At 62.9% G+C, this 15,899-nt stretch carries 14 protein-coding genes; 10 read left to right on the top strand and 4 right to left on the bottom strand.

The annotated features are described in order from the left end of the window. The 4 genes from rpsA to lapB all read left to right on the top strand — a co-directional run. The coding region (gene rpsA, locus VFW93_RS10830; protein WP_329694010.1) for a 30S ribosomal protein S1 at positions 1-1,385 on the top strand (1,385 nt) is incomplete at its 5' end. Between the two features lie 174 nt (positions 1,386-1,559). Next, a complete protein-coding gene (locus VFW93_RS10825; protein ID WP_329694009.1) occupies positions 1,560-1,874 on the top strand; it encodes an integration host factor subunit beta in 315 nt (104 codons plus the stop codon). An 8-nt stretch (positions 1,875-1,882) separates the two neighbouring features. Next, positions 1,883-2,260: a LapA family protein gene (locus VFW93_RS10820; RefSeq protein WP_329694008.1), complete on the top strand. Its 378-nt coding sequence runs from the start codon at positions 1,883-1,885 to the stop codon at positions 2,258-2,260. 44 nt (positions 2,261-2,304) lie between these two features. Continuing rightward, complete coding sequence (gene lapB, locus VFW93_RS10815) at positions 2,305-3,462, top strand: lipopolysaccharide assembly protein LapB (RefSeq protein ID WP_329694007.1); 1,158 nt, start codon at positions 2,305-2,307, stop codon at positions 3,460-3,462. A 9-nt stretch (positions 3,463-3,471) separates the two neighbouring features. Here the strand turns inward: lapB and VFW93_RS10810 are convergent, their stop codons facing one another. Next, positions 3,472-4,065, bottom strand: coding sequence for a copper chaperone PCu(A)C (locus tag VFW93_RS10810; RefSeq protein WP_329694006.1), 594 nt, complete (start codon positions 4,063-4,065; stop codon positions 3,472-3,474). Positions 4,066-4,144: 79 nt separating this feature from the next. Next, a complete protein-coding gene (locus VFW93_RS10805) occupies positions 4,145-5,677 on the bottom strand; it encodes a YifB family Mg chelatase-like AAA ATPase (protein ID WP_329694005.1) in 1,533 nt (510 codons plus the stop codon). A gap of 318 nt (positions 5,678-5,995) precedes the next feature. Here VFW93_RS10805 and VFW93_RS10800 point away from each other — a divergent pair, with 318 nt between their 5' ends. The 6 genes from VFW93_RS10800 to gshB all read left to right on the top strand — a co-directional run bounded on the left by VFW93_RS10800 (position 5,996) and on the right by gshB (position 13,649). Then, the gene (locus tag VFW93_RS10800; protein ID WP_290643966.1) at positions 5,996-6,334 is read left to right on the top strand and encodes a P-II family nitrogen regulator; all 339 of its coding nucleotides are present in this window, start codon (positions 5,996-5,998) and stop codon (positions 6,332-6,334) included. Positions 6,335-6,436: 102 nt separating this feature from the next. Then, positions 6,437-7,978: an ammonium transporter gene (locus tag VFW93_RS10795; protein WP_329694004.1), complete on the top strand. Its 1,542-nt coding sequence runs from the start codon at positions 6,437-6,439 to the stop codon at positions 7,976-7,978. Positions 7,979-8,198: 220 nt separating this feature from the next. Then, positions 8,199-9,494 (top strand): glutamate--cysteine ligase, encoded by a 1,296-nt coding sequence (gene gshA / locus VFW93_RS10790; RefSeq protein WP_329694003.1) that lies wholly within the window; start codon positions 8,199-8,201, stop codon positions 9,492-9,494. Positions 9,495-9,601: 107 nt separating this feature from the next. Beyond that, a complete protein-coding gene (locus tag VFW93_RS10785) occupies positions 9,602-11,488 on the top strand; it encodes a potassium transporter Kup (protein ID WP_329694002.1) in 1,887 nt (628 codons plus the stop codon). Positions 11,489-11,514: 26 nt separating this feature from the next. Then, complete coding sequence (locus tag VFW93_RS10780; RefSeq protein WP_329694001.1) at positions 11,515-12,699, top strand: benzoate/H(+) symporter BenE family transporter; 1,185 nt, start codon at positions 11,515-11,517, stop codon at positions 12,697-12,699. Further along, on the top strand, positions 12,696-13,649 hold the full coding sequence (gshB, locus tag VFW93_RS10775; protein WP_329694000.1) for a glutathione synthase: 954 nt from the start codon (positions 12,696-12,698) through the stop codon (positions 13,647-13,649). Before VFW93_RS10780 ends, gshB begins: the two co-directional genes overlap by 4 nt. On the opposite strand, the gene VFW93_RS10770 is transcribed toward gshB, so the two are convergent. Then, positions 13,650-14,432 carry a response regulator transcription factor gene (locus tag VFW93_RS10770; protein WP_329693999.1) on the bottom strand — a complete coding sequence of 261 codons (783 nt, stop codon included), beginning with the start codon at positions 14,430-14,432 and terminating at the stop codon, positions 13,650-13,652. After that, positions 14,429-15,899 (bottom strand): sensor histidine kinase (locus VFW93_RS10765; RefSeq protein ID WP_329693998.1); only part of this gene is annotated, 1,471 nt, incomplete at its 5' end. The genes VFW93_RS10770 and VFW93_RS10765, both read right to left, overlap by 4 nt.

The raw sequence follows: 15,899 nt of genomic DNA, 5'->3' as shown, positions 1-15,899 counted from the left end.
CACTGGAGTCTGGCGACTTCGTGACCGGTACCGTCAATGGCAAGGTCAAGGGCGGCCTGACCGTTCTGGTCAACGGCATCCGTGCCTTCCTGCCTGGTTCGCTGCTCGATACGCGCCCTGTCAAGGACATGTCGCCGTTCGAAGGCAAGACCATGGAATTCAAGGTCATCAAGCTGGACCGCAAGCGCAACAACGTCGTGCTGTCGCGCCGTGCTGTGGTTGAAGCTTCGATGGGTGAAGAGCGCGCCAAGCTGATGGAAACGCTGCGCGAAGGCGCCATCGTTCAAGGCGTGGTCAAGAACATCACCGAATACGGTGCCTTCGTGGACCTGGGCGGTATCGACGGCCTGCTGCACATCACCGACATGGCATGGCGCCGTGTCCGTCACCCTTCCGAAGTGGTGACGGTTGGTCAGGAACTGACCGCCAAGGTCCTGAAGTTCGACGCCGAGAAGAACCGCGTCTCGCTGGGTCTGAAGCAAATGGGCGACGATCCATGGGTTGGCGTTGCTCGCCGTTACCCTGCCGGCACCCGTCTGTTCGGCAAGGTCACCAACATTGCTGACTACGGTGCATTCGTTGAGATCGAACCCGGCATCGAAGGCCTGGTGCACGTCTCCGAAATGGACTGGACCAACAAGAACATCGCTCCCAACAAGATCGTCAACCTGGGCGACGAAGTGGAAGTCATGGTTCTGGAAATCGACGAAGACAAGCGTCGCATCTCCCTGGGCATGAAGCAGTGCAAGCCGAACCCATGGGACGACTTCGCTCAGAACTTCAACCGTGGCGACAAGGTCAAGGGCCCCGTCAAGTCGATCACCGACTTCGGCGTGTTCGTTGGTCTGGCCGCTGGTATCGACGGCCTGGTGCACCTGTCCGACCTGTCCTGGAACGAGCCTGGCGAAGCCGCCGTGCGCAACTACAAGAAGGGCCAGGAAGTTGAAGCCATCGTTCTGGCCATCGACGTCGAGCGTGAGCGCATCAGCCTGGGCATCAAGCAGCTGGACAGCGACCCCTTCACCAACTTCACGACCCTGAACGACCGTGGCGCCACCGTCACCGGCACCGTCAAGACCGTGGATGCCAAGGGTGCCGAAATCACCCTGGGTGACGACATCATCGGCTACCTGCGCGCTTCGGAAATCAGCCGTGACCGCGTTGAAGACGCTCGCAACGTGCTGAAGGAAGGCGACGAAGTCACCGCCCTGATCATCAACGTGGACCGCAAGACCCGTTCGATCCAACTGTCGATCAAGGCCAAGGACAACGTCGAGCAGCAAGAAGCCATGCAGTCCCTGCGCAGCGAAACCACCAAGGAAGGCGCCGGCACCACCAGCCTGGGCGCCCTGCTGAAGGCCAAGCTGGACCAGAACAACGGTTGATCCCGTCTGTTCTCACGCAACGCCCGTCGACCAGGCTTCGGCCTGGTTCTTCGGGGGTTGTGATGAGCGTGGCAGCACCTCACGGTGTTGAAAGCCCTGGATCCCTGGTCCTGCCAGGTTGAAGGGGCTTTTTGCTGATGCTCATCACAGCCCTAGATTTTCCGCCGTCCCCCTATGACCCGTTCCGATCTCGTGGCCAGACTGGCCGAGCGCTTTGGTCAGCTCACCCAGCGTGACGCCGAATTCGCCGTCAAGACCATCCTGGACGCGATGTCCGAGGCGCTAGCCAAGGGCCACCGCATCGAAATCCGCGGTTTTGGCAGCTTTTCGATCAACCGCCGACCACCCCGCATGGGCCGCAACCCACGCTCGGGCGAACAGGTGCTGATCCCCGAGAAGCTGGTGCCGCACTTCAAACCAGGCAAGGCCCTGCGCGAAGGCGTGGATAAGGTGGATACTCTCACCCAACAAGACACACTCAAGAGCTGAACACCCTCATGCGAGCACTGAACTGGTTGTGGCGCGGCCTGCTGTTCTTCGTCCTGTTCGCGTTCGCGCTGAACAACCAGCATCTGGTGGAGCTCAAGTGGTTCCTGGGCTACAGCTGGCAGGCTCCGATGGTCTTCGTGGTGCTGGGCGTGTTTGCACTGGGTTGCGTCACAGGTGTGCTGGCCATGCTGCCCAGCTGGTGGCGCCATCGCCGTGATGCACGCAACCGCGCCTTGCTGCTGCCAGAACCCGTGGTCAACAGCAAGCAGACCACCACACCCAGCCCTTTCGACAATGGCCCCAGCACGCGCTCCGGCCCCCCCACGCTGCCTGCCGAACTGCCTTTCCCACCAGACATGCCCGCGCCGCGCAAACCGGCCAAGTGATCGGCCACCTCATCGGCGCCCCACAGGCCTAGCCCTCATCGCTCATGGAATTTGACCTCTACTGGCTGCTGCTGGCCTTCCCCTTTGTCTTCCTGCTGGGATGGACGGCATCGCGCCTGGACCTGAGGCAACTCAAGCGAGAAGACCGCGCCTCACCCCAGGCCTACTTCAAGGGCCTGAATCTGCTGCTCAATGAACAGCAGGACAAGGCCATCGACGCCTTCATCGAAGCCGTTCAGCACGATCCCGACACGTCGGATCTGCACTTTGCACTGGGCAACCTGTTTCGCCGTCGCGGCGAATACGAGCGCGCCATCCGCGTGCACCAGCACCTGCTGGCCAGGGCCGATCTGAAGCGAGACGAACGCGAACGTGCCCAACATGCGCTGGCGCATGACTTCATGAAAGCAGGCCTGTTCGACCGCGCAGAAGAAGCGTTCAAGGCCCTGGAGGGCACCGCCTTCTCGACCGATGCGCGCCTGGCACTCCTGTCGCTGCACGAACGCTCCCGCAACTGGCACCCGGCCATCGACGTGGCGCGGCAGCTGGAAGCGGCTGGCACGGGCTCGTTCTCGCAACGCATGGCACACCACTGGTGCGAGGTCGCCCACGAGGCCGACGCACGCGGCCGCGCCGAAGAGGCCGAACAGGCCTTGCAGCGCGCCCGAGAAGCAGCACCCCAGGCGGCACGCCCACTGGTCATGCAAGGCCAGCGACTGGCTCGCCAGGGCCAGCACGACAAGGCCCTGCGCGTATGGGACGACCTGATGGTGATGCAGCCTCAGGCCTTCTCGCTGATTGCCATGGACTACGCGAAATGTGCGCAGGCCTGCGGCGAAGACAGCGTGGCGCTGGACAAGCTGCAAGGACTGTACGCCCAGGTGCCGTCTGTCGACGTGCTCAACGCGCTCAACAGCTTGCAGGCCGATCCGCAAGCCCGTCGCCAGGCGCTGATGGCCCACATCCGCACACAGCCCTCACTGTCGGCCGCGCAAGGCCTCATCCGCGAACGCCTGATCACGCATGTGCCACTGGATGAGCCGGAAATCGAACTCATGCAGCAGGCTCTGGCCACGGCCGCGAAGCCTCTGCAACGCTACCGTTGCGCGGCCTGTGGTTTCGAGAGCCAGCACTACTTCTGGCAGTGCCCTGGCTGCCAGGGTTGGGACACCTACCCACCCCGGCGGCTGGAAGACCAGTAAGCGCAGTGCTTACTGGTGCATGCCACCATGCATCATCTTGTGATGAGGGCCAGCGCCAGAAGCACCCATTGAGGGGGCCATGGTCATCGAGCCACTTTTGACCGGCACCTTGACATCCTGCTTGATGGTCTTGCCATCAGCGGTACGCAGCAACAGGGTCACGGTCACCTCGTCACCCTCCTTGAGTTGCTGCTTGAGGTCCATCAGCATCAGATGATGGCCGCCCATGCCAGGACGCAGGCTGACAGTCTGGCCGGCGGGCAAAGGCAGCGATGACACAGCATGCATGCGCATCACGCCGCCATCCATGAGCATCTCGTGCAGTTCACTGTCGGCTGCCACGCTGGTGTTGAAACCCGTCAGCGTCAAGGCCTGTGAGGCCATCAGGTTCATGAAGCCACCCGTACCGCTTTGGCCCTTGACGGTAGCGCGTATCCAGGCATCCGACACTTTCACCAATGGCGCTTCGGCACTGGCTTCGACCTTCGTCGCCTTGGTGGCACCTGGCTTGTCCGCAGCCTGCGAGACAGTGCAAGCAGAAAGCAGGGCCAGCGCCGTCACACCGACGCGGACCAGGGCGGGAAAGGATGGATTCTGTTTCATGTGGGGTACTCCTGCAGCAGTGGTGGCGAGAGTCTAGCCCTCCTGTGCCCCTGCCAACCGTCGCACCACTTGCGCCATCTCATACCTGTTGCAAAACCCGTCTGTACTGAATGGCCTCGGCCATGTGCGCCTGCTTGATCGACTCCGCACCGGACAGATCTGCGATCGTGCGTGCCAGTTTGAGCACCCGGTGAAAAGCACGGCCCGACCAGCCCAGGCGCGTACAAGCGCTCTGCAGGAAAACGGATGCCGCGGCCTCGGCCCGCAGGTGCGCTTCGAGCAAGCCGCCCGACAGATCCGCGTTGAGCACGCCTTGCCTGGCACGCTGCCGCTCGCGCGCGGCCAACACGCGTGCCGCGACATCCGAGCTCGACTCGCCATCAGGGCAAGCGGCCAGGACATCTGGTGGGACGGCAGGCACCTCGATCTGCACATCGATGCGGTCCAGCAAGGGCCCGCTGAGGCGAGACTGATAGCGAGCGACCTGATCAGGCGTGCATCGACAGGCCTTGAGCGGATTGCCGAAGTGCCCGCACGGGCAGGGGTTCATGGCTGCGATCAACTGGAAGCGCGCCGGAAAATCGTGACGCCGGGCAGCACGGGCTATGGTGATGTGCCCCGTCTCCAGCGGTTCGCGCAGGGCCTCCAGCGCCGCACGCGGAAATTCGGGCAGCTCGTCAAGAAAAAGAATGCCATGGTGCGCCAGCGAAATTTCGCCCGGGCGAGGCGGCGAGCCGCCGCCCACCAGCGCCACAGAAGACGCCGTGTGATGTGGACTGCGCATCAGGCGGTGCCGCCAGCGCCCGGCGTCAAAACACCCGGCCAGACTCAGCACGGCCGCAGACTCCAGCGCCTCATCGTCGTTCAGGAGCGGCAACAGCCCCGCAAAGCGCTGGGCCAGCATGGATTTGCCCGTACCGGGTGGCCCCACCATCATCAGCGAATGCCCGCCAGCAGCCGCCACCTCCAACGCCCGCTTGGCGGCAGACTGGCCTTTGACGTCTCGCAGATCTGGCGCAGACAGGGCGCTCAAGGGTGGCTCAGCCGCACGGGCTCGGATCAGCTCGCCACCCGCCCCCTGATCCGCCGGACGCAAAGCCGCCACCACCTCCAGCAAGTGCGCGGCACCATAGAGGCGCACACCATCGACCAGCGCCGCCTCCTGGGCACTGACCTGAGGCAGCACCAGTCCGCGCTGCCGCGGCCCGTTTGCACCTCGCCGCAATGCCAGAGCCATGGGCAATGCACCGCGCACCGGGCGCAACTCCCCCCCCAGCGACAACTCACCCGCGAACTCCAGCTCCGCCAATCGTGCGCCATCCAGGTGCCCCATCGCCGCAAGAATGCCCAACGCGATGGGCAGATCAAATCGCCCGGACTCCTTGGGCAGGTCCGCAGGCGCCAGGTTGACCGTCACGCGCTTGTTGAACGGAAACTCCAGCCCCGCATTGCTCAGTGCCGCCCGAACCCGCTCGCGCGCCTCTTTGACCTCGGTATCGGCCAGGCCCACCAGTGTGAAAGACGGCAGGCCATTGGCCAGGTGAACTTCCACGGTGACTTCTGGTGCCTTGAGCCCATCCAGGGCGCGGCTGTGAACGATGGCCAATGACATGTAGGAAATGCTTCATTTCGGGGACGCGGCAGATTTTGCCGCTACATGAAAAGTCACGCGCCCCCCGAAAGGGCCCCACCAATGGGCGCCTTGCTGTAGTCAGCTCGCGCCAGCTGGCACCAATAAGGTGCAATCAAAAGCTGCCACCGTGATAAAAGCACGGTGGCGCACAAGGTTCGTGCGCCAGATCGTGACAACCGCCAAGTCGGTGCATCCGCCATGAGAGCTCTCGGGCTGCTCACCGATTTGGCGCGCTGGCACAGATCATGCAGACATGGCCTTGTCTGAATTTTTGCCAACCTCACCGGAGAACCAACCATGAAAATGGTGACCGCCATCGTCAAGCCCTTCAAGCTTGATGAAGTGCGTGAGGCCTTGTCTGCCATCGGCGTCCAAGGCATCACCGTGACCGAAGTCAAAGGCTTCGGCCGCCAGAAGGGCCACACCGAGCTGTATCGTGGCGCGGAATACGTGGTCGACTTCCTGCCCAAAGTGAAGATCGAAGCGGCTGTCGACGAGTCCATCCTCGACCGCGTGATCGAAGCCATCGAGTCGTCTGCCCGCACCGGCAAGATCGGCGACGGCAAGATCTTCGTGACCCCGATCGAGCAGGTCGTCCGCATCCGTACCGGTGAAACCGGCAAGGACGCGCTCTGATCCTCGCGCTTCACGCCTGACCCCACTTCCCTTTTGTGGCCCACACACCTGATAGGTGTGCGTGCTGTAGCTCACCTATCTCTCGTATCCAAGAGGCAATTCATGAGAAAGCTCATTGCGTCCATCGCGCTGGGGCTGGCCGCCTTCGGTCTACTGGGCGTTTCGCACGCCCAGGACGCCGCTGCGTCCGCGCCCGTCGCCGCTTCGGCTGCCGCTGAAGCCACCGCACCTGCATCGGCGCCCGATGCAGCTCCCGCCGCAGCCCCAGCGGCATCCGAAGCAGCTCCCGCTGCCGCGGCCCCTGCACCCGTTCCCAACAAGGGTGACACCACCTGGATGATGGTCTCCACCCTGCTGGTGATCCTCATGACAGTTCCCGGCCTGGCCCTGTTCTACGGCGGCCTGGTGCGAAGCAAGAACATGCTGTCCGTCCTGATGCAGGTCATGGTCACCTTCTCGCTGATCGTGGTGCTGTGGTTCGTTTACGGCTACAGCCTGGCTTTCACCGAAGGTAACGCCTTCGTCGGTGGTCTGGACCGCCTGTTCATGAAGGGCATCTGGGACAACGCCGCTGGCACGTTCGCGAACGCTGCAACCTTCAGCAAGGGCGTCTACATCCCCGAGATCGTGTTTGCTGCCTTCCAGGCCACCTTCGCCGGCATCACCTGCTGCCTGATCGTCGGTGCCTTCGCAGAACGCATCAAGTTCTCGGCCGTGCTGCTGTTCATGGTGCTGTGGTTCACCTTCAGCTACGCTCCGATCGCGCACATGGTCTGGTTCTGGATGGGCCCTGACGCTTATGCCTCCAAGGATGTGGTCGATGCCATGAACGGCAAGGCCGGCCTGATCTGGCAATGGGGCGCGCTGGACTTCGCCGGCGGTACCGTGGTGCACATCAACGCCGCTGTCGCTGGCCTGGTGGGTGCCTACATGGTCGGCAAGCGCATCGGCTACGGCAAGGAATCCTTTACCCCTCACTCGCTGACGCTGACCATGGTTGGTGCCTCGCTGCTGTGGGTGGGCTGGTTCGGTTTCAACGCCGGCTCCGCTCTGGAAGCCAACGGTTTCGCCGCTCTGGCCTTCATCAACACCTTCGTCGCCACCGCAGCCGCCGTGCTGGGCTGGTGCCTGGGTGAAGGCCTGCTCAAGGGCAAGGCTTCGATGCTGGGCGCTGCTTCGGGTGCTGTCGCTGGCCTGGTTGCCATCACGCCTGCTGCCGGTAACGTCGGTATCGGCGGTGCCGTGATCATCGGCCTGCTGGCTGGCCTGATCTGCCTGTGGGGCGTGACAGGTCTGAAGAAGCTGCTGGGTGCAGACGACTCCCTGGACGTGTTCGGCGTGCACGGCGTCGGCGGTATCTTCGGTGCCCTGGTGACTGGCGTGTTCAACTCGCCCAACCTGGGTGGCCCCAGCGCCGTGGCTGACTGGACGACTGTCGCGATGATCGCCCCTGGCGACTACTCGATCGGCGCCCAGGTGCTGACTCAGGCCAAGGCCGTTGGTCTGACCATCGTGTGGTCGGCAGTGGTCTCCCTGATCGCCTACAAGATCGTCGACCTGGTGATCGGCCTGCGTGTTCCTGAAGAGGAAGAGCGCGAAGGTCTGGACATCACCTCGCACGGCGAAACGGCTTATCACAAGTGATGAGTGGCTGAAGCGGCTCGACCGGGCTGCTTCAGACCAAGCCGACAAAGGCTGCCCTCGGGCAGCCTTTTTTCTTTTTGTACTGCCATGATTTCCGGGGCGTTGCACAGGGCGCACCTGAAAATCCTGCGCAAACAAACTTGCCACTTGAATAAAAGCGCAACCGCCCCGAACTTGCTACGATTCCGCCCAGACTCCCCACAACACCCACCGCTCCAACATGGTCCCCCACCTGATCACCGCGCTGACCGGCCCCATCAATGAACTGGAGCAGCGCATGCTCGAGTCCATGCCCGCCATCGAACGCTGGTTCCGACTCGAATGGATGGAGCACACGCCCCCCTTCTATACCTCGGTGGATTTGCGCAATGCGGGGTTCAAACTCGCCCCGGTTGACACCAACCTGTATCCAGGCGGCTTCAACAACCTGACGCCCGAGATGCTGCCGCTGGCCGTGCAGGCCGCCATGGCCGCGATCGAAAAGATCTGCCCCGAGGCCAAAAACCTGCTGCTCATTCCCGAGAAGCACACGCGCAACACCTTTTACCTGTCCAACGTCCAGCGCCTGATCCAGATCTTCACGACCGCTGGCCTGAACGTCAGGCTGGGGTCGCTCGACGAATCCATCACCGAGCCCACCGAACTGACCCTGGCGGATGGCTCGACCCTGACGCTGGAGCCGCTGGTGCGCACCAAGCGTCGCCTGGGCCTCAAGCACTTCGACCCCTGCACGATCCTGCTCAACAACGACCTGTCGGCCGGCATCCCGGATGTGCTGAAGGACCTGCACGAGCAATACCTGCTGCCACCACTGCATGCTGGCTGGGCCGTGCGCCGCAAGAGCCAGCACTTCGAGGCTTATGAAGAAGTGGCCAAGAAGTTCGCCAAGTTGCTGGGCATGGACCCCTGGCTCATCAACCCGATGTACTCGGTGTGTGACGAGGTCAACTTCCAGGAAGGTACAGGCTCTGAATGCCTGCAATCCCAGGTGGATGCCCTGCTCAACAAGATCCGCCGCAAGTACAAGGAATACGGCATCAACGAAAAGCCCTTCGTCATCGTCAAGGCCGACAACGGCACCTACGGCATGGGCATCATGACCGTGCGCGACGCCAAGGAAATCGTCGATCTCAACCGTCGCACGCGCAACAAGATGTCGGTGGTCAAGGACGGACAGGAAGTCAGCCGGGTCATCATCCAGGAGGGCGTGCCCACCTACGAGCAGATCAACGATGCGGTGGCCGAACCGGTCGTCTACATGATCGACCGCTATGTGGTGGGCGGTTTCTACCGCGTGCACGCCGATCGCGGCATCGACGAGAACCTCAACGCGCCGGGATCCAGCTTCGTGCCCCTGGCGTTTGCAGAACCCACACAACTGCCCCGCCCAGGCGTGAAGCCCGGTATCAGCGCGCCAAACCGCTTCTATATGTATGGGGTTATCGGACGGCTGGCCATGCTGGCGGCCAGTTACGAGCTGGAAGCCACGGATCCCAACGCCGAAATCTACAGTTGACGCAAGAGCCTGGGCGCCACAGGCTTCACGCTGAGGCTATTGCGCCGCAGCAAAAATGACTGGAACAGGGGCAAAATGAGCGTTCTGTTGATTCGCGCTCATTTTCCGTGCAACACAGTTCCAAAGACAAGCTCAGCGGTTCCCAGCTGGCCGCTCTCACAGTGGGCGCCATCGGCATCGTCTATGGCGACATCGGCACCAGCCCGCTGTACGCACTCAAGGAAGTTTTCGCTCACGGGCACCTGCCACTGACGCCAGAAAACATCTACGGCATCCTGTCCATGATGTTCTGGACGCTGACCGTGGTGGTCACGCTCAAGTACGTGACGCTGATCCTGCGCGCAGACAACAACGGCGAAGGTGGTCTGATTGCCATGCTGGCCCTGGCGTCCACCGCCGTGAAGGACCGGCCCGCCCTGCGGGGGCGCCTGCTGGCCATCGGCATTTTCGGCACGGCGATCTTCTTTGGTGATGGCGTCATCACGCCAGCGATCTCGGTGCTCTCGGCCGTCGAGGGTATGGAAGTCGCTGCGCCTGGTCTTGAAAAAGCCGTCGTGCCGGTCACGCTGGTGGTGCTCACCCTGCTGTTCATGGTGCAAAAACACGGCACAGGTGGCATTGGCAAGTTCTTCGGCCCGATCACCATGTTGTGGTTCGCCGTGTTGGCCGTCATGGGCGTGCAGCACATTGCAGAAAACCCGGCCGTGCTGGCCGCCATGAGCCCGCACTACGCCTTGAGCTTCATCTACAACCACACGCACCTGGCCTTCGTGGCGCTCGGCGCGGTGATCCTGTGTGCCACGGGTGCAGAAGCCCTGTATGCCGACATGGGCCACTTCGGCAAGCAGCCGATACGCCTGGCCTGGTTCGGCCTGGTGATGCCTTCACTGGTCCTGAACTACTTCGGTCAGGGCGCCATGCTGCTTGAGCACCCCGAGAACGTCGAGAACCCTTTCTTCGAAATGGCGCCGCAATGGGCACTGTACCCGCTGGTCGGCCTGGCCACCTGTGCCACGGTGATCGCGTCGCAAGCCTTGATCTCTGCTGCCTTCTCGGTCACCAAACAGGTGATCCAGCTGGGTTACCTGCCCCGACTGCGCATCCTGCACACCTCGGAGAACGAAACAGGCCAGATCTACATCCCCTTCGTGAACTGGGCCTTGTATGGCTGCATCGTGATGGCGGTGATCTTCTTTGGCTCCAGTGGCAAGCTGGCGGCGGCTTACGGCATCACCGTGACCATCGACATGCTGATCACCACCGTGATGACCTTCTTCGTGATCCGCTTCGCCTGGAAGCTGTCCTTGCCACTGTGCATTTTCGCAACCGGCTTCTTCTTGTTGATCGACCTGGCCTATTTCAGTGCCAACGTGATCAAGGTGGTGGATGGCGGCTGGTTCCCCTTGCTGATCGGCTTCATCATGTTCGGCCTGATGATGACCTGGAAGGAAGGCCGGGCCTTGCTCAGCGAACGTCTGCGCTCTGATGCCATTGATCTGCACCCCTTCCTGGAGGCCGTGTTCTCCAGCCCACCGCTGCGGGTGAGTGGCACTGCGGTGTTCCTCAATGCCGATGCGGGCACCACGCCCAACGCCTTGCTGCACAACCTCAAGCACAACAAGGTCTTGCATCAGCAAAACCTGTTTGTCACGGTCAAATCGCATGAAGTGCCCTGGATCAAGCAAAGCGAACAGCTCGAAATCGAATCCCTGGGCAATGACTGCTGGCAGGTGATGCTCCACCTCGGCTTCAAGAACGAGCCCGACGTACCGGCGGCGCTCAAACATCTCAAGGAACATGGCGTGATCATCGATGACATGGAGACCAGCTACTTCCTGTCCCGTGACATCGTGATCCCGACCATCGGCAGCGGCATGGCGCCATGGCGCGAAAAACTGTTTGCCGGTATGCACCGCAATGCCGCAGGTGCCGCCGACTTCCTGAGCCTGCCGACCAACCGCGTGGTCGAGCTCGGCTCCAAGGTCGAGATCTGAACGCACACACCTCGCCCAGCCCCCACGTGCTGCGGGATCTGTCTCCCGCAGCCGTGTCGGCAGGGTTCGTGGCCACGCTGGTGGGCTTCACCAGCACCATCGCCCTGATCTTCCACGCCGCGCGTTCGCTGGGCGCGACACCCGAGCAGGTCAGCTCCTGGGTGCTGGCGCTGGGCATCGGCATGGGCGTCACCACGATCGGCCTGTCGCTGTGGCAGCGCGCGCCCATTCTCATCACCTGGTCCACACCGGGCGCGGCCGTGATCGCCAGCGCCGCCAGCGGTGTCTCCCTGGGCGAAGCCACGGGTGCGTTCCTGGTCTGTGGGCTGTTGATGCTGCTGTGTGGTGTGACGCGCTGGTTCGAGCGCATCATGGACCGCATCCCCGTTGCACTGGCCTCGGCACTGCTGGCTGGCATCCTGGCCAAATTTGCGCTGATGGCCTTTGCAGGTGGCAGCACGCATCCGGGCCTGGTCGTGACCATGTTGCTGACCTATCTGGTGGGCAAGCGCTGGTGGCCCCGTTATGCGGTGCTGGGTGTGCTGATCGTGGGCACCGTCGTGGCAGCATCGCAAGGCCTGCTCAACACGCATGAACTCAAGCTGGATTGGGCAAGGCCTGTATGGGTGACGCCGCAGTGGTCCTGGCATGCGGTGATCGGCATGGGTCTGCCGCTGTTCATCGTGACCATGGCTTCTCAGGCCGTGCCGGGCGTATCGGCCATTCGCGTGTCGGGCTATGCCGCGCCCGTGTCGCCCTTGATGAGCTGGTCTGGTGTGGCCACCATCGTGCTGGCGCCATTTGGCGGCTACACCTTCAACCTGGCCGCCATCACGGCCGCCATCGTGCTGAGCCCGCATGCGCATGCCGACAAGGCCAGGCGCTACACAGCGGCCGTGATGGCCGGGGTGTTCTACATTGCCATGGGCGTGCTGGGCGGGGCTGTGGCGGGCCTGCTCAACGCCTTCCCTGCGGCGCTGATCATGGGCGTGGCTGGCATGGCCTTGCTGGGCACCATCGCCAGCGGCCTGGCTGCGTCGTTGCGTGAAGACCGCTTCCGCGAAGCCGCGCTTATCACGTTTCTGGTCACGCTGTCGGGCGTGACACTATTGGGCGTAGGCTCGGCCTTCTGGGGCCTGGTGGCCGGCACGCTGACGCTGTTCGTGGAAAACTTCCATACTCGCCCAGACCAGGACATCGACACACCATGAAGCTCCTCTTCGTTGCCGACCCGCTGCACACCTTCAAGACCTACAAGGACAGCACCTTCGCGATGATGCGAGAGGCCGCCTCGCGCGGGCACGAACTCTGGGCCTGCGAGCAGCAGGACATCGTCTGGCAGCGCGGTGGGCAGGTGCAGACACAGTCACGTCGCATCACACTGACGGGCGACGAACACGACTGGTTCATCGAACAGGAATCGGCTGAGGTCGTGCTGGCCAGCATGGACGCCGTCCTGATGCGCAAGGACCCCCCCTTCGATGCCGAGTACATCTACACCACCCACCTGCTGACCCAGGCCGAGCGCGAAGGGGCCAGGGTGTTCAACAAACCGCAGGCCCTGCGCGAGCACCCTGAAAAGCTGGCGATCCTCGAGTTCCCGCTGTACATCGCGCCCACCTTGGTGACGCGCAGCATCGAGGCCGTCAGGGCCTTCCACGCCGCGCACCAGGACATCATCCTCAAGCCGCTGGACGGCATGGGTGGCATGGGCATCTTCCGTGTCAAGGAAGACGGCCTGAACCTGGGCAGCATCGCCGAAACCCTGACCCATGACGGACAGCAAACCATCATGGTGCAGAAGTTCCTGCCGGCCATTGCCCAAGGTGACAAGCGCGTGCTGCTGATCGACGGAGAGCCCGTGCCATACGCACTGGCCCGCATCCCGCAAGGTGGTGAAGTGCGTGGCAACCTGGCGGCAGGGGGCAAAGGCGTCGCCCAACCTTTGAGCGAATCTGACTGGGCCATCGCCCGCCATCTGGGGCCCATCCTGGCGGCACGCGGCCTGCTGCTGGTGGGCCTGGACATCATTGGCGAGCAGCTCACCGAGATCAACGTGACCAGCCCGACCTGCTTTCAGGAGATCACGCAGCAAACGGGCTGGGACGTGGCCAAGCGCTTCATCGACGCGCTGGAAGCCAGGCTGCAGGCGCAGGCCTGATCAAAGCGCTCCTGGCCCTGTCGCCCTGAACTGTGCGCCAAAGCTGTTGAGCAGCCCCAGGCGATTGGCCTCAAACACGGCCTCGCTGCGCGAATGCACGGCCAGCTTGCCGTACAGCTTCTTGATATAGGTCTGCACGGTGTGCACGGTAATGCCTTGCTCGCGCGCGATCTCTGCATATGAAAAACCCCGCGCGATGAACTCCAGCACCTCCTGCTCGCGCCGGCTGAGCACGATGGCCGCTTGCGCGTCGGCTTGCGGCAGCGATGCACTCAAGGCAGGCGGCTTCATCTGACTCACTGCGGGTGCACTGGTCACGACAGGCATCACTTGCGACATCGCTGGCTGCATGCGACGCAAGAGATGCCGGGCGATCATCGGTGAAATCGGCGAGGCGCCACGCTTGACTGCCAGCAAGGTTTCGGCGATGTCCGCGGCCTCGTCGTCCTTGTGCACATAGCCCACCGCCCCGGCCTCGATGCTGGCCAGCACATTGGCCTCGTCGCCAAACATCGACACCACCAGCATGTCGCATTGCGGCCAGTGCTGGCGCACGTCTCTCAGCAGATCCAGCCCGCTGCCGTCAGGCAAACCCAGATCGACCAGCAGCAGGTCGGCCGTTTCCTGCTCGAACCAGGCGCGCGCCGGTGCCAGGGTACCGAACGATGCCGCGAGCTGCAGTTGAGGGTGCCCCCTCACGCAGGATTCCAGAAAGGTGCGGGTAGCCTGGTTGTCTTCAACCAGCACCACGCGCCAGACTTCGTGTGTTGCCAATGAGCTCATGCTGCGGAGGATAAATCAAGGTGCTGGTCGCGCTGCATGGGCAGGATCACACGCAGTTCGGCACCACCTTGCGGTGTTGTGAGAAATTCAATGCGGGCGCCGATCACGCTGGCCCTGCCGCGCATGGTCTGCAGGCCCTGCCCTTCACCTTCGCGGCTCCAGCCTCGGCCGTTGTCGATCAGGCTGACCTGCAGGTGATCGCCCTCATTCCTGGCGCACAGGGTCAGGCGCGTGGCACCCGAGTGCTGCAGGACATTGGACAAGCCCTCGAACAGGATGTACTGCAGTTGCCGCAAGGCCGGCGCATGCCCTTGTGGCCACGGCGGCAGATCGCTCACATCCCACACCAGCTCCAGCCCTGCCGCCTTGAGCCGCGGCGTGATCCGAAAGCGCAGGCTGGCCAGCAGGCCCACGACGTCACCGGGCGGGAGCGACAAGGCGTCGATCGACAGCTTGAGCTGATCCAGCGAGTCTCGCAGGGTCTGGGTGACCAGGTTCAGGTCCACGGGGTGACCTGGTGGCGATTGCAATTGACGCAGCGCGGAGGTCAGGTGCGCCCCGACACCATCGTGCATGTCCTGCAGGATGCGACTGCGTTCGGCAGACACCGCCTGCGCCCGCTCCAGTTGTGCCAGACGCTCGAAGCTTTCACGTAACGCCACCTCTCGTTGGGCCAGGGTGTCCGCCAGACTGCCATTGAGGCGATTGAGCGCGCGCCGCGATCGGCCGTAATCACCGGCCAGCACATAGAAGATGCAACTCATCATGACGGGGCTGATGTAGGGCAGCAGGTAGATCGTGTCAAACGGCAGCAAGTTGACCTGGAAGGCCAGGTCATGGGCCGCAGCCGGGATCAGCAAGGCACAGCCACCCAGGAACCACTCCCGGTCACGCCGGCGATGGCGAATCAGCCAGTAGATCGACTGCACCATGCAGACCATGAAGACGGTGTACACCAGACAAAAGGCACGCGCGCAACCTTCAACCGTGAACTCAAAATAGGTCCACACCGGCGTTGCAGCGATCAAGGCCAGCACGAACGCCTCGAAACGCCGCGACCGGCGCCCGGCAAACCGCCGGAAGAACAGGCTCATCAACAAGGCCGACCAGACCATGGTGATGAAGGCCCCCCGCTCCCAGATGGCGGCAGGCAAGAAGGCCCGTGAGGCCACCCAGGCAGCGTTACCCAGGCTCCAGAGCATGGCCGCTGCGCCTTGAAAGCCAATGGCGCCCAGATCGGGGTCCCGCCACCACACGATGACCATGAAGGCCCCCAGCGCCAGCATGGCGATGTTGGCAAAGTAGGTGCCGTCCACCTGCGCCATGGTGCGCAGCTTGTAGGGCTCTTCCAGTTGCGACAAGGGCCCCACGGTGATGGGCGCCAGGCCATTGCGGCTGACATAGCCACTCACCACCTTGATCTGGATGAGGTTTTCACCCTCGCGCCAGACATGGGTCGGTACTTGA

The sequence above is a fragment of the Aquabacterium sp. genome (assembly GCF_036279675.1).
In the GTDB taxonomy this organism is placed as follows: Bacteria; Pseudomonadota; Gammaproteobacteria; order Burkholderiales; family Burkholderiaceae_C; genus Aquabacterium.
This window is presented reverse-complemented; position numbering and strand designations above follow the sequence as displayed.